20 protein-coding genes are annotated in these 18,279 nt (G+C 65.0%); 8 read left to right on the top strand and 12 right to left on the bottom strand.

Translation table 11 applies throughout. The features are described 5' to 3' along the window. Positions 1 to 472 (bottom strand): DUF1990 family protein (locus X803_RS0109030; RefSeq protein ID WP_026544894.1); only part of this gene is annotated, 472 nt, incomplete at its 3' end. Further along, positions 465 to 860 (bottom strand): MmcQ/YjbR family DNA-binding protein, encoded by a 396-nt coding sequence (locus tag X803_RS0109025; RefSeq protein ID WP_026544893.1) that lies wholly within the window; start codon positions 858 to 860, stop codon positions 465 to 467. The genes X803_RS0109025 and X803_RS0109030, both read right to left, overlap by 8 nt. A gap of 58 nt (positions 861 to 918) precedes the next feature. On the opposite strand from X803_RS0109025, the gene X803_RS0109020 reads away from it, so the two are divergent. Beyond that, the gene (locus X803_RS0109020) at positions 919 to 1,743 is read left to right on the top strand and encodes a DUF1206 domain-containing protein (RefSeq protein ID WP_026544892.1); all 825 of its coding nucleotides are present in this window, start codon (positions 919 to 921) and stop codon (positions 1,741 to 1,743) included. A 218-nt stretch (positions 1,744 to 1,961) separates the two neighbouring features. On the opposite strand, the gene X803_RS0109015 is transcribed toward X803_RS0109020, so the two are convergent. The 3 genes from X803_RS0109015 to X803_RS21030 form a co-directional block, all read right to left on the bottom strand. Next, the gene (locus X803_RS0109015; protein WP_026544891.1) at positions 1,962 to 2,378 is read right to left on the bottom strand and encodes a CoA-binding protein; all 417 of its coding nucleotides are present in this window, start codon (positions 2,376 to 2,378) and stop codon (positions 1,962 to 1,964) included. A gap of 161 nt (positions 2,379 to 2,539) precedes the next feature. Further along, positions 2,540 to 3,319: an alpha/beta fold hydrolase gene (locus X803_RS0109010; RefSeq protein WP_026544890.1), complete on the bottom strand. Its 780-nt coding sequence runs from the start codon at positions 3,317 to 3,319 to the stop codon at positions 2,540 to 2,542. A 124-nt stretch (positions 3,320 to 3,443) separates the two neighbouring features. Next, on the bottom strand, positions 3,444 to 4,796 hold the full coding sequence (locus tag X803_RS21030; RefSeq protein WP_253907428.1) for an HNH endonuclease signature motif containing protein: 1,353 nt from the start codon (positions 4,794 to 4,796) through the stop codon (positions 3,444 to 3,446). A gap of 560 nt (positions 4,797 to 5,356) precedes the next feature. Here X803_RS21030 and X803_RS0109000 point away from each other — a divergent pair. Next, on the top strand, positions 5,357 to 6,403 hold the full coding sequence (locus X803_RS0109000) for a D-2-hydroxyacid dehydrogenase (protein ID WP_026544889.1): 1,047 nt from the start codon (positions 5,357 to 5,359) through the stop codon (positions 6,401 to 6,403). 4 nt (positions 6,404 to 6,407) lie between these two features. On the opposite strand, the gene X803_RS0108995 is transcribed toward X803_RS0109000, so the two are convergent. From X803_RS0108995 to X803_RS0108975, 5 genes are all read right to left on the bottom strand, one after another. Then, entirely contained in the window at positions 6,408 to 7,424 is a 1,017-nt protein-coding gene (locus X803_RS0108995) for a magnesium and cobalt transport protein CorA (protein WP_026544888.1), read from the bottom strand. A 73-nt stretch (positions 7,425 to 7,497) separates the two neighbouring features. Beyond that, positions 7,498 to 8,253, bottom strand: coding sequence for an ANTAR domain-containing protein (locus X803_RS0108990; RefSeq protein WP_139186248.1), 756 nt, complete (start codon positions 8,251 to 8,253; stop codon positions 7,498 to 7,500). A 16-nt stretch (positions 8,254 to 8,269) separates the two neighbouring features. Then, positions 8,270 to 8,512: a helix-turn-helix domain-containing protein gene (locus X803_RS0108985; RefSeq protein WP_026544886.1), complete on the bottom strand. Its 243-nt coding sequence runs from the start codon at positions 8,510 to 8,512 to the stop codon at positions 8,270 to 8,272. Beyond that, positions 8,512 to 9,003 carry a DUF2975 domain-containing protein gene (locus tag X803_RS0108980; protein WP_026544885.1) on the bottom strand — a complete coding sequence of 164 codons (492 nt, stop codon included), beginning with the start codon at positions 9,001 to 9,003 and terminating at the stop codon, positions 8,512 to 8,514. Before X803_RS0108980 ends, X803_RS0108985 begins: the two co-directional genes overlap by 1 nt. 55 nt (positions 9,004 to 9,058) lie before the next feature. After that, a complete protein-coding gene (locus X803_RS0108975; protein ID WP_026544884.1) occupies positions 9,059 to 9,703 on the bottom strand; it encodes a nucleoside/nucleotide kinase family protein in 645 nt (214 codons plus the stop codon). Positions 9,704 to 9,982: 279 nt separating this feature from the next. Here X803_RS0108975 and X803_RS0108970 point away from each other — a divergent pair, with 279 nt between their 5' ends. The 6 genes from X803_RS0108970 to X803_RS0108945 all read left to right on the top strand — a co-directional run bounded on the left by X803_RS0108970 (position 9,983) and on the right by X803_RS0108945 (position 16,652). Then, a complete protein-coding gene (locus X803_RS0108970) occupies positions 9,983 to 10,819 on the top strand; it encodes an ABC transporter ATP-binding protein (protein ID WP_026544883.1) in 837 nt (278 codons plus the stop codon). Between the two features lie 69 nt (positions 10,820 to 10,888). Then, positions 10,889 to 11,932 carry an aliphatic sulfonate ABC transporter substrate-binding protein gene (locus tag X803_RS0108965; RefSeq protein WP_026544882.1) on the top strand — a complete coding sequence of 348 codons (1,044 nt, stop codon included), beginning with the start codon at positions 10,889 to 10,891 and terminating at the stop codon, positions 11,930 to 11,932. Beyond that, positions 11,929 to 12,804 carry an ABC transporter permease gene (locus tag X803_RS18855; RefSeq protein ID WP_035778378.1) on the top strand — a complete coding sequence of 292 codons (876 nt, stop codon included), beginning with the start codon at positions 11,929 to 11,931 and terminating at the stop codon, positions 12,802 to 12,804. Before X803_RS0108965 ends, X803_RS18855 begins: the two co-directional genes overlap by 4 nt. Next, a complete protein-coding gene (gene acs, locus X803_RS18850; protein WP_156930022.1) occupies positions 12,795 to 14,825 on the top strand; it encodes an acetate--CoA ligase in 2,031 nt (676 codons plus the stop codon). The genes X803_RS18855 and acs overlap by 10 nt, the downstream gene beginning before the upstream one ends. Beyond that, entirely contained in the window at positions 14,818 to 16,161 is a 1,344-nt protein-coding gene (locus X803_RS0108950; protein ID WP_026544881.1) for an O-acetylhomoserine aminocarboxypropyltransferase/cysteine synthase family protein, read from the top strand. The genes acs and X803_RS0108950 overlap by 8 nt, the downstream gene beginning before the upstream one ends. Next, positions 16,158 to 16,652 carry a CoA-binding protein gene (locus X803_RS0108945; protein WP_026544880.1) on the top strand — a complete coding sequence of 165 codons (495 nt, stop codon included), beginning with the start codon at positions 16,158 to 16,160 and terminating at the stop codon, positions 16,650 to 16,652. The genes X803_RS0108950 and X803_RS0108945 overlap by 4 nt, the downstream gene beginning before the upstream one ends. A 128-nt stretch (positions 16,653 to 16,780) precedes the next feature. On the opposite strand, the gene X803_RS0108940 is transcribed toward X803_RS0108945, so the two are convergent. Both X803_RS0108940 and X803_RS0108935 read right to left on the bottom strand, forming a co-directional pair. Further along, positions 16,781 to 17,527, bottom strand: coding sequence for a hypothetical protein (locus tag X803_RS0108940; RefSeq protein ID WP_026544879.1), 747 nt, complete (start codon positions 17,525 to 17,527; stop codon positions 16,781 to 16,783). After that, entirely contained in the window at positions 17,517 to 18,077 is a 561-nt protein-coding gene (locus X803_RS0108935) for an RNA polymerase sigma factor (protein WP_026544878.1), read from the bottom strand. The genes X803_RS0108940 and X803_RS0108935 overlap by 11 nt, the downstream gene beginning before the upstream one ends. Between the last annotated feature and the right edge of the window lie 202 nt (positions 18,078 to 18,279).

Below are 18,279 nucleotides of genomic sequence, written 5' to 3'. Positions count from 1 at the left end.
GGCAGAACCGTGCAACGGGTGCGCCGAGCCGGTAGAACCAGTTCCCATGCCTGCTGTATGCGTGCAGTTCGAAGAACACCGTGCCGTCAGCGTCCAGCACCGCAGTGAAGCTTTCTTCGCCGCTTTCAGGGTGACCCGGCAGGGTGGCGTAGCCGAAGCCGGCTCGGTGCGTGCCGTCGTCGTTCCTTCCTGAATCGGTTTCCTCAACCCATACCACCGCGCACGGAGCATTCAACCGGACCTTCCCGACGCCGAAACCCACGACGACGGTGCCGCCGACTGCAGCCCGTGGCGCCGCATCGACCCGGAGTTGGGCGCCGCGGTGCAGTTCGAAGGTCAGGATGCCCTCTGCCAGACGCCGGAAATCCGCTTCGCCGGTGCCGACCCGGATGCGGTGACGCATCGACCGGAAACCTGTGGGCCACGCGCCCGTGCGTGTCCAGCCGATTGCGGAGTGGGTGAAATCAGGCATCGCTGCCCTGGGAGAGCTGAGTCCAGCCAAGCGAATCACGGTCCTTCTTCGGGAGGGTTGCCACTACGAGGTCATAGGAATCCTCGATCATGTCGCGGATCATCTCATCGGGCAGGGAGCCGGTGCAGTCCACGCCATTCCAGTGGGTCTTGTTCAGGTGCCAGGCTCCGGTGATTCCGGGGTGTGCGGCGCGCAACTGTTCGGCAAGATCCGGCTCGCACTTGAGGCTGATGGCCAGGGCTGGCGATCCGAGGTTTGAGAGCGCGAACATCTTTGCGGCTCCACCGGGTGCACGCACCTTGAAGACCGACGCTTCCGGGCCAAACGGGAAGTCCTCAAATGTGCCCGGAAACGAGAGACAAGCGCGGCGAAGCTGTGCTGCATCCACATGGTGAGCCTACAGCGAAGCGGTGACACACTATAGGAACCACAATCGAGGAGTGCATATGGGAGAGCTCGGCCGACAGGCCCGGAAAGTCGCAGACGGAGCAGAAGAGGCGACGGATTCCAAGCCATTCATCCTCGCAGCACGGGCCGGCTATGTCGCTGCGGGCCTCCTGCATATCCTCATCGGAATCATTGCCGTCCGGGTGGCTGCGGGTGGATCCGGCAGTGCGGATCAGAACGGCGCCATGGCATCCCTTGCCGGCACCCCGGGCGGCGGCATCCTGTTGTGGGCGTGCTTCATCGGCTGTTCGGCACTGGCCCTGTTCCTGCTCAGCGAGGTGATCTTCCCTCCCAAACGGATCAGCGGCAAGGACAAACTCAAGTTCCGGTTGAAGGACGGCGGGAAGGCCGTTGTCTACGCCGCAATCGGTATTGCCTTTGCGCGGTATGCGATGGGTGGGTCAGGCAGCAGCTCGTCCACTCAGTCCACCAGCGCCGCACTGATGGCTAACCCTGGCGGTGTGGCGCTGCTGCTTGCGGTCGGAGCCGGCATTTTTGTTGTGGCCGGATACTTCATCTACCGCGGCGCAACCGGAAAGTTCGAGGACAACCTGAACGGCAAACCTTCCGGTTCCGCGGGACGCGCAGTCACGATGCTGGGCACTGTCGGCTACGTCGCCAAGGGGATCGCACTGGGTGTGCTCGGGCTACTGCTGATCATTGCGACGGTGAAGAACAACCCCGAGGAATCCACCGGACTGGACGGTGCCCTGAAGTCGCTGCAGGAACAGCCGTTTGGCATCTGGATTCTCGGCGCTGTGGCGTTGGGGCTGATCGCCTACGGCCTCTACATGATTGTGCGTGCGCGGTACCAGCGGATGTGATGTCGCTGCGGCCGTGATAGTTGCTGGCAGGTTTCGTTGAAGCGCGTGGTTGCTGCGGCGCGTAGCTGTTGCAAGCGTTGTCGCTGCTGCGCGTGGGCGTTGCAGCGCGCGTGTGGCTGTTGCAAGCGTGGCCGGTGCGGCGCCTGGGCGTTTCGGCCGGCGTGTCAGACTCAGCGTTACCGGTTGGGCGCTAACCGCCCTGCGCTACAGCTTGAGGTTCACATTCCCAGCCGCGGCGCTTCGATTGCCGGGCACGTGTTCATGACAACGTCGAGGCCGGCGTCTGCTGCTCGCTGGGCGGCTGCCTCATCAATCACGCCCACCTGCAGCCAGACCGCTTTGGCGCCAACGGCGATTGCGTCATCCACGACGGCGCCGACCCGCTGACTGTTCACGAAGCAGTCGACGACGTCGATCTCCCCCGGCACGTCGGCGAGCCTCTTGTATCCGGTGCGGCCGTAGACGTCATCACCTTTCAGGCTCACCGGAATAACGTCCATTCCCAGCCTGTCTATGAGGAAGCGTGACACCCCCATTGCCGCTCGGCGCGGATTGTTGGACAGTCCGACGACCGCCCAGCGAGCCGGCGTGGTCAGGAGCCGTTTGATGGTGGCCGGATCATTCTGGTGGGACATGGTGTGTTCCTCCTCTGTCGGGCTGGACATTGGTGGTGCGCCGGTTCCGGAGGGCCCCGCCGACTCTCTGCCGACTCTCTGCGGCGTTTGCCCAGTGTTTCAGGTTTCCAGCGGGATGGGTGAGATACGTTTCCACCAGGATGGGTGGGCTGCAGGGAACGTTAGAGGCCAGACGCCTTACGGTCGATGAACCGTCGGATCCAGTCGAGCGTTTCCGGGTGATCTAGATGCAGGCCATGCCGTGCACCTGCCACCTTGACCAGTGTGGAGCGTGGGATGTTCTCATGTAGCACCAGTGCGTTGTCCAGCGGTGTAAGCGGGTCTTCGGTTCCGTGGAGGATGAGAGTCGGCGCCGTAATGGTGTCCAGGAGGTTCCGCGCGTCGTGCTCCTTGCTGGCCCGGAAGTGCCGGCGTTTGGCTTGCTGCGAGGCTCGCGAGGTGAAGAAGGTCCTGACGGCTTCGCTGTGGGCAGCTGCCCAGTCCGCGTCGAAAAACAGCGGTTCGAGCCGCGCCGGGTCGCCGCTGGTCAGGGCCCTGGTGGCTTCCGGATCCCGGTTCCTGCCGAGGAATCCGCCCGCCGCTGTGGCAGCAAGGATGAGAGCACCCAGACGATCCGCATGATCGATCGCCAGCCACTGGGCAACGCGTCCGCCCATGGAATGACCATAAATGTGGGCCTGCTCTGCGCCGGCGGCGTCGAGTACGGCGAGCGCATCTGCGGCAAATCCACGCGTGCTGAGGTGTTCGGTTTGGCCCTCCTCGCTGCTGCCGATCCCCCGGTGGTCGAACCGGATCACCCGGAACGTCCGGGCGAGATCCGGCACGATAGGTTCCCACCCCGTCATCCCGGTGGCCTGGCCGGCAATCAGCAACAGAGGCGGGCCGTTTCCTTCGGAACGCCAGGCGAGACGCGTTCCGTCATTGGCAGTGGCGAAGTCCATGGGCCTTCCGCAGTCGGTCGGAGCTATTCAATGGCGGGATGCCGAAGGCGTCCAGATCCTGCCAGGACGACGGCGGCACCAGGTAGGGCACCGCAGCATTCCACGGCCCGCGCCACATCATTCACTATGGCGGGTCCGGCGTGGACGTGCGAATTGTTCCGGCCCCGGTTCTCACGACAACGGTTCCGGGGGACGGCTGGCTGTATCCGAAGATCCCTTCGGACTTGTACATGTGGTGCTTGGCACAGAAACACGCGAGATTGCAGTGGCTCGTTGTTCCGCCTCTCGCCCATGGAACCGTATGGTCAATCTCGCAGCCGACGGCCGCCCTATTGCAGCCGGGATGCCTGCAGGTTCGATCGCGCGCACGTATCCAGTCCTGCAGGTGCTTCGGTGGCCGATAAGTCTCCCGCCCAACGTCCAGCACCGATCCGGTCACCGGGTGAGTAAGAATCCGCGTGAATGAGGGGGCATGCGCTGCCAGCCGGGCCGCTGTTTCTGCATCGATGGGACCGTACCCTTCCAGCTCCGCGAACTGGTTCAGGCCGCGTGCGTCCGGCACTTGTTCAGCCCCGTCGACAGTGTTGCTCCCGCCCGGCCCGTTGCTCTCGCCTTCTTTGAGGACATCGAGGAGCATGAGGACCGGCACAGTGACGTTCACACGGGCCGTGATGCCCTGCCAGGCTGGATGCCCATCCGCTGCCGACTCGCTGGTGAGCAGGTCGGTGAATACGTCAGCGCGAAGTTGTCCAAGGGTACGTGGTTCATCGGGCGATTTGAGTTTTCGGGCGGTTGCCGTGAGCCGCTCATAGATGCCGCAGGCTTGTTCCGCCGGGAGGTACGCGTGCAGCCAGGCCATGCCGTCATCGTCCGGCCGTAACTCTATGTGCCGCTCGCTCACGGCTTTGGCCTTGCGGACAGGGAGGGTCTCCGGATGATGGGCCTCCCGGAGACGGCGTGCCCTACGAGCGAGCTTGGGAACGGTCAACCCCCGTGCGTGGTCAAGCAGATCGCGCTCGAAGTTGATGGCAGCTTCACCCTGCATTCCGAGCGACTCCTCCGCGATCAGCACCGCATGCCGACGAGAAATTGCTCCCGATTCCAGTGCTCCCAGAGTGGCCGGGTGCTTCTCGTTCAGCCGCACGGACTCGTCGACCAGACGGGCCGCCGCGCCTTCTGGAACTTTCAGAACAAGTGCCACTTCGGACGCCGCAACAGAGCGGGCCATATCTTCCCTGTCGCTACCGGCGGGGAACCGCGGCGGGAGTACATCCCGGGTGAGATCCAGAAGCCGTGAGGCGATAAGGGCTTCCATTGCATCGGCCCAGGAACGAAGACCGGCAAGCTCGTTCAGGGCCTCGGACGTTCCTTCGAGGGTGAGAGTCTCGAGCCCGGCCAGGACCACCCTGCCCGCAAGGCCGGCATCACCCGAAAGCCGACTGTCACCGCGTGCGCCGTCGCAGTCATCCGGGCTCACCGATTCCCGTGCTGCCGGCTCCCACACCCGCCGCGAAAGCGGCGCTGTGCCCTGCTGCCACGAGTCCCCTGGTTTTTCCCGACCCGATTGCCGCTCCTCTGACTCTGGTGAACGGCCATGACGCGTCGGACCTTCAGCGCGCGGCGGACCTTCAGCGCGCGGCGGACCTTCAGCCTCCGGCGGACCTTCAGCGCGCGGCGGACCCTCACCCTCCGGCGGACATTCAGCATCCGGCGCGAACTCAGCGTCCGGCGGACATTCAAAACCCATTGCAGCCTGATGGGGATATGGACCCAGAGTTCCGGCCGAACGGGCCTCGCAGTCGAAGGCCCACAGGTCTTCGGGCCGGAAATCACGTTCGGTGAGGAAGTCATGCCAGGTGTAGTCATCGACCGCCGCCGATGAGTGTTCCCGCTCCGCTTCCAACGTCATGGAAACAGTCAAACATCCACCTACGACATTCCTGCGAGACACCGTCACCGCTGTGGATAAGAGCAATCCCTGACTGTCAGTGGGGTCGCATAAGCTTCGATGAGAATGCCCAACCGACCAGGAGAACCGTGGCAGAACTTCGCGTCTTTGTACCCACTCCGCTCCCCGAACCCCTCTGTGAGCTGATCGAGCGTTTGGAGCCGCGCCTTGAGCTGGTTCGGGACCAGTCGCTTCTGCCGCCACAGCTCTACGCCGGTGACCACCAGGGCGACGCAGCGTTCACCCGTACACCGGAACAGCAATCAGAATATGAGCGCCTCATCGACAGCGCCGATGCACTGTACGGGGTGCCGGGCCAATCAGGAACGGAGTTGCGCCGGGCTGTCCGCGCCAACCCTCGGCTGCGGTGGGTTCACACCACCCCGGCAGGCGGAGGGAGCCAGGTCAGGGCGGCACAGCTCGCCCCCGGTGAGCTGGAGAGCATCACCTTCACCACGTCAGGCGGCGTTCATGCAGAACCGTTGGCAGAATTCGCCGTATTCGGAGTGCTCGCCGGAGCCCAGGGCCTGCCGCAGCTGCTTGAAGACCAGCGCGGGCAGAAATGGGGCGCACGGCGGCCCGTGCCGCTGGTGGCACAGCAGCGCGTCGCCGTCGTCGGGCTGGGCGGAATCGGCCGTGCGGTGACGCGAAAGCTGAGCGCTTTGGGCGCAGAAGTGGTCGGCGTACACCGCCGTGACGTCGAAGCCGATGGAGTATCCGGCATCGTTGGACCCGAACGTCTGGGCGAACTCCTTCCCAACGTCGATGCCGTGGTGCTGTGCCTGCCCGAGACCGAGTCAACCCGGCACATGCTCAGCCGCGAGCTGCTCACGCAGGTGAAGGGCGGCATCACTGTGGTCAATGTGGGCCGCGGGACCACCGTGGATGAGAAGGCGCTGATCGAAGCCCTCCAGGACGGTCGCGTGGGATTCGCGGCGCTCGACGTGTTTGAACAGGAGCCGCTGCCGTCAGACAGCCCGCTGTGGAAGCTGCCCAACGTCGTCGTCAGCCCCCATAACGCAGGAACCTATGAGGATGAGGAACGGAAAATCGCCGAACTCTTCGCGGAAAATGCCCGCCGGCTGCTCGACGGTGAGCCGCTGATCAACGTGGTGGACACGGTCGAGTTCTACTAGAGCCCTACATCCATTTCTTGTGCTTGAACGTGAGGTAGAGGCCAACGCCCATCAGAAGCATGAGGACCAGCGCAAAGGGGTAGCCGAGCGTCCAGTCCAGTTCCGGCATGAACTCGAAGTTCATGCCGTAGACGGTTCCCACCAGTGTGGGAGCGAAGAGAATGGCCGCCCAGGAAGAGATTTTCTTGACCTCCTCGCTCTGTGCAAGGCTCGCCTCGGAAAGGTGGCGCATCTCCTCGTTCTGCCGCTGCGTCACGAGGGTTGCATGCACGGAGAGAGCGTTCTGCAGCAGGATGCGGAAGGAATCGACCCGCTCAATGACCCGGATCACGTGATCCTGCACATCGCGCAACCTGGCCTGCAGTTCCGAATCCATACCGTACTTCTCGGCTCCGACCAGGAGGGCATCGAGCATGGGCCGCAGCGGATGCGTAGCGCGCTGGAAGTTGATGACCTCACGGGACAGCTCATAGATGCGGCGTGCAACATCCGGCGCTGAGCTGAAAAGTTCGTCCTCGATCTCATCGATGTCATTCTCAAGGCCCGCAACCACGGGTACGTACTGGTCCACCACCTCGTCGAGGATTGCGTAAAGGACTGCCTGGGGGCCAAGGGCCAGCAGTTCAGGCACAGCTTCCAGCCGCCGTCGTACTTTTGCAAGGTTGGGCGACTCCGCCTGCCGGATGGTGACAATGAAGTCCGGACCGATGAAGACGTGAAGCTCACCGAACTCCACCATTTCCTCATCGTCCAGGTACCGGGCCGGACGGAGCACTGCGAAAAGGGTTTCACCGTAACGCTCCAGCTTGGACCGCTGATGGCCGTGCATCGCATCTTCGACAGCGAGTTCATGAAGCGCGAACTCATCGGCGACCCGCTGGATCTCCACGTCATCGGGCCGGTACAGGCCGATCCAGGCCATGCCGCCGTGATCCCGCTTGAGTTCAAACGTCTCGTCGAGGTTCTCCGGGTTGGCGGTTCGGTGGCCGTTTGCATACACGCCGTTGTCTACGATCGCCACCGCGCCGTCCTTCCCGCAAGTCGATAGGTTTACGCGAGTCTCTCACGAGTGGCGTCCTCTGGAGGGAGGCCGGTCAGTTTGCCGTCTGGAGCTGGTAAATCAACGCCGCTGCAACATCAGCCAGGCGCACATTGGTGTCCTGGGATAGTCCACGCAGCAGTTCAAAGGCCTCGTCCGCCGAACAACGCCGGGTGACCATCAGCATGCCCTTGGCCTGCTCGATGGTGGCCCTGGACGCGAGCGCCTCCCGAAGCTGGGCAACCTCTGCCTCCAGGTCCCTGTACTGGGTGATGCCGTCGGTAAAGGCGTTCACAATCGCCTGATGGTTTTCCATCTGCTCATTCGTCACCGAGCGGCCGTTCATCACGTCCCGGTAGTGTTCCATCACCCTCAGCGCATCTGCCCTGAGCACAGTGGCGTCTTTGACCTGCTGGCGAATGCCGATGAGCCGCCCCTCGTGGAACACGGGCGAATTGATCGGAACCCAGTGCCGCTGAACAAACTCCCCGGACCGCAGGTCAGCAATGTCATAACGCTGAATGATCATGTTGTCCGCGATGCCGGTGGTGAAAACCCGCTCGAAGGACGCTCTCATCCGCGCCACGCCGTCCGCCTCCGGATTGTCCGGATTGTCCGGAAACGCTTCGAACGCATCCAGGGAGATCAGGGTGTCAGCAGAGCGGCCGGTCATTCTCGTGAACGCCGGGTTAGCGGCCCGGACAACACAATCAAGGTCGAATAGCGCCGTAGCCACCGGGCTGGCCCTGAACGCCTCATCTCCGGTGAGGATCTTCGTCGTCGTGCTGTTTTTCGGTCCAAACCCACTCACTCGGTGATTTTATCCTCTAGCCGACGGCACCGCCGTCGTTGTCTGCGAGGTCCGGAGAAGGCTCCCACCGCAGCACGTCACCGGGTTGGCAGTCCAGAACCTCACAGATGGCTTCCAGGGTGGTGAACCGGACCGCTTTCGCACGGCCGTTCTTCAGCACTGCCAGATTGGCCGGCGTGATTCCGATTTTCTCGGCCAGCACGCCCACCGGCATCTTGCGCCGGGCCAGCATGACGTCGATGTCCACGATGATGGGCATCAGATCACCTCGTCCAGCTCATCGCGCAGGTGTTTCGCTTCGGCGTCGCGGGCGACCGCCTGGGCCAGCAGTGTTCTCAGCACAAGCACGATCAGGGCCACCCCACCGATCAGGAGCGATGCACCACAGATCAGGAGGATGATCCCCGGAGCAATCTCCCCGGGAGCAAGGAGGACCGCCAGTGCAAACACCAGGACTGATGCGGCGGCAATGGCACCGAAGATGATGTCGACATACCGGAACGCGCCGTGGGAGAACACCGTTCCACTGCGAACCATGGTGAGCAGCTTCCAGACGCAGACAGCGCTGATCTGCACGGTAAGGATGCCGAACACCACGATGGCGTTGAACGTAATTCGCAGCCCGGTGGGCACCCCGGACTCCTTGAGATCGGTCGAGATCAGCGGCACCATCCAGAGCTGGATGAACAGCGAGCCGGCAAGAACCATGGCGATCACGATCTGCAGCGCGATGACGGTGAGCTTTCCCATCGGAACCCTTTCGATTGAATTACAGGGCTAATCTATCGAAAAACAATAGGTTCCGTCAATCGAATGCAGGAATGATCAAGTCAGCCCGCCCGCGTGTAGCTTCAATCAGCCTCGCATTCGGCTCGTCCACCCGTTCAACCCACTCCCGGGCCTCGGCCGGCGTCTTCCCGAACGCACTATGCCGCTCAATCAGCCGTCTGATCCGCAGGCCCTCCTCCTGCTCGCAGTACCAGACCTCCGTGCACTGCGCTCGGACATCCCGCCAGCCCGGCTGGTCGAGCAGCAGATAGTTTCCCTCCGTCAGGACAGTCTGCACCGAGGAGTACACAGGAACGACGCCGGCAATCGGCTGCTCGATGGTCCGCTCGAACCCGGGGGCATAGACCACCGGACCGCGCGCTTCGCGTAAGCGCCGAAGCAGCGCGGCGTAACCGTGCGCATCGAAAGTCTCCGGCGCACCCTTGCGCTCCAGAAGACCCAACCGGGTGAGCTCCTGATCCGAAAGGTGGAAGCCGTCCATCGGAACGTGTGCGTACTGCTGGCACTCCGGGGCGCGTTCGCGTTCATTCAGCAGCGAGATGAGCTGCTCGGCGAGGGTGGTCTTGCCGGCGCCCGGCGCGCCCACAATTCCGACGACGACGACGCCCGGCTCACGCGCTGACAGCCGGACGATTCGGTCAACCAGGGCGGCAAGGGTCACCCGGCTATCCTGACACGTTGCGCAGATGGGGTGCTTCAGGTAGAGCGAACCCACCGGGTCCCCCACTTCACTGGGCAGACACAACGTGTGCCCAGCGAGCACCTCAGCCCAGTGGGCGCGTCCAATTGTTACGACACATATTGCAACGCAGGGCCATAAAGGCGTTTAGTGGAATTCCACCATCCCGAGCGGCCGAGAGACCTGGATCGTTGACGCCGCAGCAACCCTTACCTGCATGCAGGAGAACGGGTGCTACTGCCAGGAGCGATGGAGTTATACATGAGCACCGTTCTCAGCGCCCAGCAACAGGCCGCAGGCAAGGCACAGCCCACCACTGCTGACAAGCTTGCCCTCCCCGTAACGTTTTCAGCCCTCACCCGGTCCTTCGGCTCCGGAACCAGCGAACACGTGGTCCTCCGCGACATCAACCTGGAGGTCCGCGCCGGTGAGGTCCTCGCCATCGTCGGTGCCAGCGGCTGCGGAAAGTCAACCCTCCTCCGCGCCGCAGCGGGCCTCGACGCTCCCACCACCGGTGCCGTCCTCATCGACGGGACCCCGGTCAACGGGATCGATGACCGCTGCGCCGTCGCCTTCCAGGAACCGCGCCTCCTCCCCTGGCTGTCCCTCCGCGCCAACGTGGCAATCGGGCTCCCGCGGGGAACCGGCGCGGCCGCAGGCAAGGCGAAGGTCACCGAACTGCTCGGCCTCGTGGAACTCGCCGACTTCGCCGAACACCGTCCCCGCGAGGTCTCCGGCGGCATGGCACAGCGCGCATCCCTGGCCCGGGCACTGGCCCGCAATCCCGGCGTGCTGCTCCTCGACGAACCCTTCGGAGCCCTGGACGCCCTCACCCGGCTCAAGATGCAGGATCTCCTCCTCGACATCCACCGCGCCCAGCCCACCACAGTGCTGCTCGTGACCCACGACGTCGACGAAGCCCTCCAGCTTGCCGACCGCATCATTGTGCTCGGCAAGTCCACCGATCCCGCCCGCCCAGGTGCCTCCGTCACCGAGGTCCTCACCGTGCCGGGCCGGCGCCCGCGTGACCGCAACTCCGCCGACCTGGGCCGAATGCGCAGCTCCCTGCTCGCCACTCTCGGCGTCAAAGGCCACTAACCCACTCACCGCTTGTTTCGCCGTCGTGCCCGTCCGCACGGCTGCTGCCGCTCCACGCAAAGGAAAACCATGAACAGCACCCGCTCGCCCTTCGCCCGCCGCACCATTGCCTCGCTGGCACTAGCTGCCACCGGCACTCTCGCCCTGACCGGCTGCCTCGCCGGTGAGAATGCTGCATCCACCGAAGAGGGCTCCACCGCCACCGAGCTCAACATCGACTTCGCCACCTACAACCCGCTCAGCCTGGTCATCAAGGACCAGGGCTGGCTCGAAGCGGACCTGGAGGATGAGGGCGTCACCGTCAACTGGATCCAGTCCGCCGGGTCCAACAAGGCGAATGAGGCGCTGCGCGCCGGAGCGGTCGACGTCGGATCCACCGCCGGCTCGGCAGCCCTCCTCGCGCGCTCCAACGGTTCACCGATCAAGACGATCGACATCTACTCCCAGCCCGAGTGGTCCGCCATGGTGACGGTGGACGGTACGGGCATCGAAAACCTCGAGGACCTGCGCGGCAAGTCGATCGCCGCAACCAAGGGAACCGACCCGTACTTCTTCCTTATCCAGTCCCTCGAATCAGCCGGAATCGACCCGTCCGAGGTCACCGTGCAGAACCTCCAGCACGCTGACGGGTGGGCAGCCCTGAACAATGGATCGGTGGACGCCTGGGCAGGCCTGGACCCCATCATGGCCTCGGCCGAGCAGGACGGCGCCAACCTGTTCTTCCGCAACATCGACTTCAACACCTACGGCTTCCTCAACGCCAACGAGGCGTTCCTCGAAGAGAGCCCGGAGCTCGCCCAGACGGTGGTCAACGCCTATGAAAAGGCACGCCAGTGGGCCAAGGAGAACCCCGAGGAGACGGCGCAGATCCTCGCGGACGTTGCGGGCATCGACGTCGAGCTCGCCAACGCCGTCATCATCGAACGCACCAACCTCGACGTTGACCCTGCCCCGGGTGAGGCGCAGCGCGCCGTGCTTGAGAAGGTCGGCCCGATCTTCGTCGAAACCGGCGACGTCTCCTCGCAGGAGCAGATCGACGAGGCACTCGAGACCCTCTTCGACGACTCCTTCGTCACCAACGCCGACCCTGACGCCATCCAGGCCTCCTCATGACCCAGGAAAATGCCTACCCTGTCAGTAAGGAGGGCCTGGCGGCCACCGGGCACACCCTGACAACAGTGGACGACGACGGCCCCGCCACCCAGCCGAACGAACCTGCCCCGGGGCTGCTGAGCAGACGGCCGGTCCGGCTGCTGCTCGGCCTGGTGGTGCCGGCGCTAATTCTGGTCCTGTGGCAGCTGAACTCGGTGGTCGGTGTGTTCAGTGCGGTGCAGTTGCCGCCGCCGTCCGCGGTGGGAACTGCCGCCGTCGAGCTCATCGAGCGCGGCGAACTGTGGATCCATATCGCCATCTCCACCCAGCGCGTGCTCATCGGCTTCGCGCTGGGCGCCACCCTCGGCCTGGCCCTGGGCGCGCTCCTCGGCCTGTCACGGCTGGCCGACGCGCTGCTGTCACCGACCATCGGTGCGCTGCGCGCTGTCCCGTCACTGGCGTGGGTTCCGCTGCTCATCCTGTGGATGAAGATCGGCGAGGACTCGAAAGTCACGCTGATCCTCATCGGCGCCTTCTTCCCCGTGTTCACCACCCTGTTCCTGGCCCTGCGCCACGTGGACCGGAACCTCGTGGAAGCCGCCCGCGCCTTCGGGCTCAAGGGGATCCGGCTGCTGACCACGGTGCAGCTGCCCGCCGTCGTACCCGCAGTGTTCTCCGGACTGCGACTGGCGCTGGCGCAGGCGTGGCTCTTCCTGGTGGCCGCCGAACTCATCGCCTCCTCCCTGGGGCTCGGGTTCCTCCTCACCGATTCGACGAACAACGGACGCACCGACCGGATCTTCCTGGCCATCATCCTGCTCGCCGTCATCGGGAAAACCACCGACGCGCTGCTCGGCATCGCCGAGAGGTGGGCGGTGCGGCGTTGGACCTGAGCACCGTGGAGCATCCCGCCGAGCCGGATCTGGCGGCAGAAGAAGACCGGATCGCCTTCTGGGAAAACCAGGCCCGGCGGCTGCACTGGTCCGAGGAGTGGCACACCGCCCACACCTTCGAGCCCGCACGTCCGGATGAAAACGGCGAACTCTCCGTCCCCCGCATCGAATGGTTCACCGGCGGCACCCTGAACGCCGCCTACAACTGCGTGGACCGGCACGTCGAGGCCGGGCTGGGGAACAAGCCAGCCCTGTTCTTCGAGGGCGAGCCCGGAGACCGCCGCACGGTGACCTACGCCGAGCTCCAGGAGGAGGTCAGCCGGGCGGCGAACGCGCTGACCGCGCTGGGGATCGGCAAGGGTGACCGGGTGGTCATCTACCTTCCGGTGTTGGTCGAGACGGTCGCCGTGACCCTGGCCTGCGCCCGGATCGGCGCGGTCCATTCCCTCGTCTTCGGAGGCTTCTCCGCCGAGGCGCTCCGCTTCCGGGTCGAGGACACCGGCGCCAAACTCCTGGTGACCACGGACGGGCAGTACCGGCGCGGCACCGCGGTGCCGGTGAAAGCCAACGCAGATGCTGCCGTCGCGGGCGACAACGCGATCGAGCACGTGCTGGTGATCCGGCGGACCGGCAGCGACGTCGACTGGACCGAGGGCCGCGACGTCTGGTGGCACGATGCCGTGAGCGCCGCCTCCCCTGTCCACGAGGCCGAGGCGTTCGACGCGGAGACGCCGCTGTTCATCATGTACACCTCCGGCACCACCGGGAAGCCCAAGGGCCTGGTCCACACCACCGGCGGCTACCTCACGCAGGCGTCCTGGAGCTTCGAGTACCTGTTCAGCGACCCCGACCCCGCCAAGCGCGCCGACGACGTCCACTGGTGCACCGCCGATCTCGCCTGGGTCACCGCCCACACCTATGAGATCTACGGGCCGCTCTCCAACGGCGCATCCCAGGTGATCTTCGAGGGCACACCCAATACCCCGCATCCGGGCCGGCACTTCGAGATCATCGAGCGGTACGGCGTCACCAGCTATTACACGGCGCCCACCCTGATCCGCTCCCTGATGGGCTGGTTCCCCGACGGCGTCCCGGCGTCCTATGACCGCTCCTCCATCAAGGTCCTCGGCACGGTCGGCGAAGCCACCAACCCCGAAGCGTGGCGCTGGTTCCGCGAAAACATCGGCTCCGGCACCACGCCCATGGTGGATACGTGGTGGCAGTCGGAAACCGGCGCAACCGTCCTCAGCCCGCGGCCCACCGACACCTCCTTCAAGCCAGGCTGCGCCTCCCGTGCCCTGCCCGGTGTGAGCACGCGCATTGTGAACGACGACGGCGCCCCGGCTGCTCCCGGCGAGCAGGGCCTGATCGTGGTGGACCGCCACGGCCCGGCCATGGCCCGCACAGTGTGGGGCAACCCGCAGCGCTACCTGGACTCCTACTGGCGGAAGTTCGCTGACCAGGGCTGGTTCCTCGCCGGAGACGGCGCCCGGTACGACGACGACGGCGACACCTGGATCCTCGGACGCGTGGATGACGTCATCAACGTCTCGGGCCACCGCCTCTCCACCATCGAGATCGAGTCCGCACTGGTGTCACACCCGCGGGTGGTCGAGGCCGGAGCCTGCCCCGTGGCTGATCCGGTGACGGGGCACGCCATCGCTGCGTTCGTCGTCGTGCACGGTGAGGTGAGCGATCAGGAAGCCCTGCAGGCGGAGCTGAAGCGCCACGTCGCGAAGGCGATCGGACCGATTGCGAAGCCTGCCGCCGTCGTCGTGGTTGAGGATGTGCCCAAGACCCGGTCCGGGAAGATCATGCGGCGGCTGCTGACCCAGCTGTATGAAGGCACCACGCTCGGCGACACCACGAGCCTGCAGAACGAGGCCTGCGTCGCGGGGATAGCCGAAGTACTCTCAGCACGGAATGCACCGGAAGTTTCGAGCACGTATGGTGGGTTCAGAGGCCCACACGTCACCGAAGGTGCACAAAAGTTGGATCAATTTGGAGGAACTCATGGCTGACCGCACTTTCGGTTTCCGGACCCGCGCGCTGCATGCCGGCGGCACCCCCGATGCCACGCACGGCGCCCGGGCTGTCCCGATCTACCAGACCACTTCGTTTGTGTTCAAGGACACCAACGACGCCGCCAACCTCTTTGCGCTGCAGAAGTACGGCAACATCTACTCGCGCATCGGGAACCCGACGGTTGCGGCTTTCGAGGAGCGCATCGCCTCGCTGGAGGGCGGCATCGGAGCGGTGGCGACGGCGTCGGGCATGAGCGCCGAGTTCCTCACCTTCGCCGCGCTCTGCCAGGCCGGCGACCACATAGTCGCGGCCGCCCAGCTCTACGGCGGCACGGTCACCCAGCTGGACGTGACGCTGCGCCGGTTCGGGATTGAGACCACCTTTGTTCCCGGCACTGACCCGGCGGACTACGCCGCCGCGATCCAGGAGAACACCAAGGCCGTCTTCACCGAGATCATCGCCAACCCGAGCGGCGAAATTGCGGATCTGAAGGGGCTGGCAAAAATAGCGCACGACGCCGGTGTCCCCCTGATCGTCGATTCCACCCTGAGCACGCCGTACCTGATCCGCCCCCTGGAGCACGGCGCGGACATCGTCATTCACTCGGCCACCAAGTTCATCGGCGGGCACGGCACCACGCTGGGCGGGGTGGTGGTCGAGAGCGGGCGTTTCAACTGGGGCAACGGCAAATTCCCCACCATGACCGAGCCTGTCCCCTCCTACGGCAACGTCCAGTGGTGGGCTAACTTCGGCGAGTACGGCTTCCTCACCAAGCTGCGCACCGAACAGCTGCGGGATATCGGTCCGTCGCTGTCGCCGTCGTCGGCCTTCCAGCTGCTGCAGGGGGTCGAGACGCTGGCGCAGCGGGTGGACGAGCACGTCGCCAATGCGCAGGCCGTGGCGGAGTGGCTGGAGAAGGATCCGCGCGTCGAGTACGTCAACTACGCGGGGCTGCCGTCCCATGTCCACCATGAGCGGGCGAAAGAGTACCTGCCGCAGGGTCCGGGCTCGGTCTTCAGCTTCGGTGTCAAGGGCGGCCGCGAGGCAGGCCAGAAATTCATTGAGGCGCTGCAGCTGGCGTCCCACCTCGCGAACGTCGGTGACGCCCGGACGCTCGTGATCCACCCGGGCTCCACCACGCACCAGCAACTCTCCGCCGAACAGCTCGCTGCCGCGGGCATTCCCGAGGACCTCATCCGCATCTCGGTGGGGTTGGAGGATCTGGAGGACATCCTGTGGGATCTCGACCAGGCACTGGAGATCGCAGTGACGGGTACACCCGCCCATCTGGAAGAAGCACTCGAATTCACCGGCGAGGGAGTGAAGGCATGAGCACCGAGGAACGCACCTGGGAGGGCCCGTCCGCACCGGAGCGGCTCAATATCCTCCGCAACGCGAAGTCGATTGCCATAGTGGGGGCGTCAGACAAGCCCTCCCGGGCCTCGTACTTCGTGGCTACGTACCTGCAGTCCTCAGCGCCGTACCGGCTGTACTTCATCAACCCGACGGCCAACGAGATCCTGGGCCAGCCGGTCTACAAGTCGCTGGCGGACCTGCCGGAGCAGCCGGACATTGTGGACGTCTTCCGCAAGCATGACGACCTTCCGTCCGTGCTGGAGGAGGCCAAGGCAGTCGGAGCCAAGACCCTGTGGCTGCAGCTCGGTTCCTGGCATGAGCAGGTGGCCAGGGACGCCGAAGCAGCGGGGATGAACGTGGTGATGGACCGGTGCGTCAAGATTGAGCACGCACGCTTCCACGGCGGCCTGAACCTGGCGGGCTTCAACACGGGAGTGATCTCCTCGAAGCGCCAGGTCACGGCTTAAAGGAACTCGAGACGGGGGCTTGGGCAACCTGGGTTTAGCGGAACCCGCGACTAGCGGGACGGCGGCTCAAGCAACCCGGTCTTGGCGACCCCTGTCCTAGCGGGATCTGGTCCTAGCGGGATCCGGTCCTAGCGGGACGGCCGCTCGCTTGGAGCGGGAGTCTGCGTGGGACCCGGCACGGGAAGCTTCGGCGGATCCACCGGGAGTACCGAGCGCGGTGTCGTCACCGGATCGGGAATCGGCACGGGCAGGTCGGGTACTTCCACGGGCGGGACAACCCGGCGCTGGGGTTCTTCGGCATTGTCCGGCCGGCCTTCCCGGGTGGCGGGAGCTTTCGGCTCAGGTGCAGGGGCGGGCAAGTCCGACGGCCCGGGATGTTCCGGCGCGGCCTGCGAGGGCGCCGGAACCGGCACCTCGGTAAGCTGCGGGGTTTCGGGGACCATAAGCTGTCCGCGGCCGGGTTCCACGGGAACGGGCTGCTCGTCGGAGACCGGCTCGGTGCGCTCTGCCGGAGCCACCCAGCGGATGACGGACTCGAAGGCCGTCTCGACTGCGTTTCCCGGACCGAACGCGGCTACTCCGCCCATGCCCGCGGCCATTGCCAGCACGACGGCGCCGCCCACTGCCGCGCCCCGTCGCCCTCTCTTCCCGAAGCGGGAGGTCTTCCCGAACGGAAGCGGAACCACGTTGTGCTCGTCCTTCCCGGCGGCCGCCGGGCGCATCGTCTCTGCGAGAGCCGGCGAGACCGGTGGCGCCGGCCGCTCGCCGAGGCTCTTCAGTTCCCCGAGGGCCGCGGTCAGTTCGTCTGAGGGAACAACGCCGGACTCGTCAAGCAGGTCCTGCGCCGCTACCCGTGAGGTGGGGTCATACACCATGGTTGCTCGAATCCTTTTCGACAAGAAGTTCTTTGAGTTTCTGAAGTCCCCGGCGCTGGAGCTGTTTGACTGCGCCGGTCGATTTGCCCAGGACACGGGCTACGTCATCGAGCGGTAGATCGGCGACGATCCGCAGGGCGAGCACATCGCTCTGGTCGTCATTCAACCGGCGGAGGTGGCTCAGCGCCCGCTCTGCTGCGAGGTTGTCCAGTGCTGACGCCTCTGCGGACAGCGTTGTCCGCTCATCAGCCGAGGGATCATAGGAATAGAGTGCCGGCCGGCGGGAGCGCTTCCGGATCTCGTCGACGTGGCGGGCGTGCGCAACGGAGAAGGCGAAGGTTCGGAGGCCCTGCTCGCCGCCCGTGATAGTCGCTAACCGGCTGAACAGGCTGAGGAACACGTCCTGGGTGAGGGCCTCCGGATCCTCTGCACCCCGGGCGGTCAGGTAGCCGAGGATTTTCGGCGACAGTTCGATGTAGATACGGTTCAACGCCTCGGTGTCCCCGGTCTGGGCAGCGCCCAGCAGGTCATCCGTCAGCGTGGAACTCACATTTCCCTTTCGATCCCGGGGTGGGTGCGGCACCACGTGCCGCACCCCAAACCCCGCAATCCTAGCGGCGCACTCTTAGCGGCGCGAACCCTGAACCTTGGCTTCGGCGCTGACCTCAACACCGGCTCCGACTGCAACCTCGGGGAGGGTGACCTCGGCCGGAACGGCAGGAACAGCAGGGGTAGCCGGCTCGCCGTCGACA

It is taken from the genome of Arthrobacter sp. 35/47 (genome assembly GCF_000520475.1).
Lineage (GTDB): Bacteria > Actinomycetota > Actinomycetes > Actinomycetales > Micrococcaceae > Arthrobacter_D > Arthrobacter_D subterraneus.
This window is presented reverse-complemented; position numbering and strand designations above follow the sequence as displayed.

Excerpts from the sequence above, each read along its gene's own strand:
- X803_RS0109020 (WP_026544892.1), top strand. The coding sequence starts at position 919 with ATGGGAGAGCTCGGCCGACAGGCCCGGAAAGTCGCAGACGGAGCAGAA.
- X803_RS0109015 (WP_026544891.1), bottom strand. The coding sequence starts at position 2,378 with ATGTCCCACCAGAATGATCCGGCCACCATCAAACGGCTCCTGACCACG.
- X803_RS0109010 (WP_026544890.1), bottom strand. The coding sequence starts at position 3,319 with ATGGACTTCGCCACTGCCAATGACGGAACGCGTCTCGCCTGGCGTTCC.
- X803_RS0108985 (WP_026544886.1), bottom strand. The coding sequence starts at position 8,512 with ATGCCCATCATCGTGGACATCGACGTCATGCTGGCCCGGCGCAAGATG.
- X803_RS0108980 (WP_026544885.1), bottom strand. The coding sequence starts at position 9,003 with ATGGGAAAGCTCACCGTCATCGCGCTGCAGATCGTGATCGCCATGGTT.
- X803_RS0108970 (WP_026544883.1), top strand. The coding sequence starts at position 9,983 with ATGAGCACCGTTCTCAGCGCCCAGCAACAGGCCGCAGGCAAGGCACAG.
- X803_RS0108965 (WP_026544882.1), top strand. The coding sequence starts at position 10,889 with ATGAACAGCACCCGCTCGCCCTTCGCCCGCCGCACCATTGCCTCGCTG.
- X803_RS18855 (WP_035778378.1), top strand. The coding sequence starts at position 11,929 with ATGACCCAGGAAAATGCCTACCCTGTCAGTAAGGAGGGCCTGGCGGCC.
- X803_RS0108950 (WP_026544881.1), top strand. The coding sequence starts at position 14,818 with ATGGCTGACCGCACTTTCGGTTTCCGGACCCGCGCGCTGCATGCCGGC.
- X803_RS0108945 (WP_026544880.1), top strand. The coding sequence starts at position 16,158 with ATGAGCACCGAGGAACGCACCTGGGAGGGCCCGTCCGCACCGGAGCGG.
- X803_RS0108940 (WP_026544879.1), bottom strand. The coding sequence starts at position 17,527 with ATGGTGTATGACCCCACCTCACGGGTAGCGGCGCAGGACCTGCTTGAC.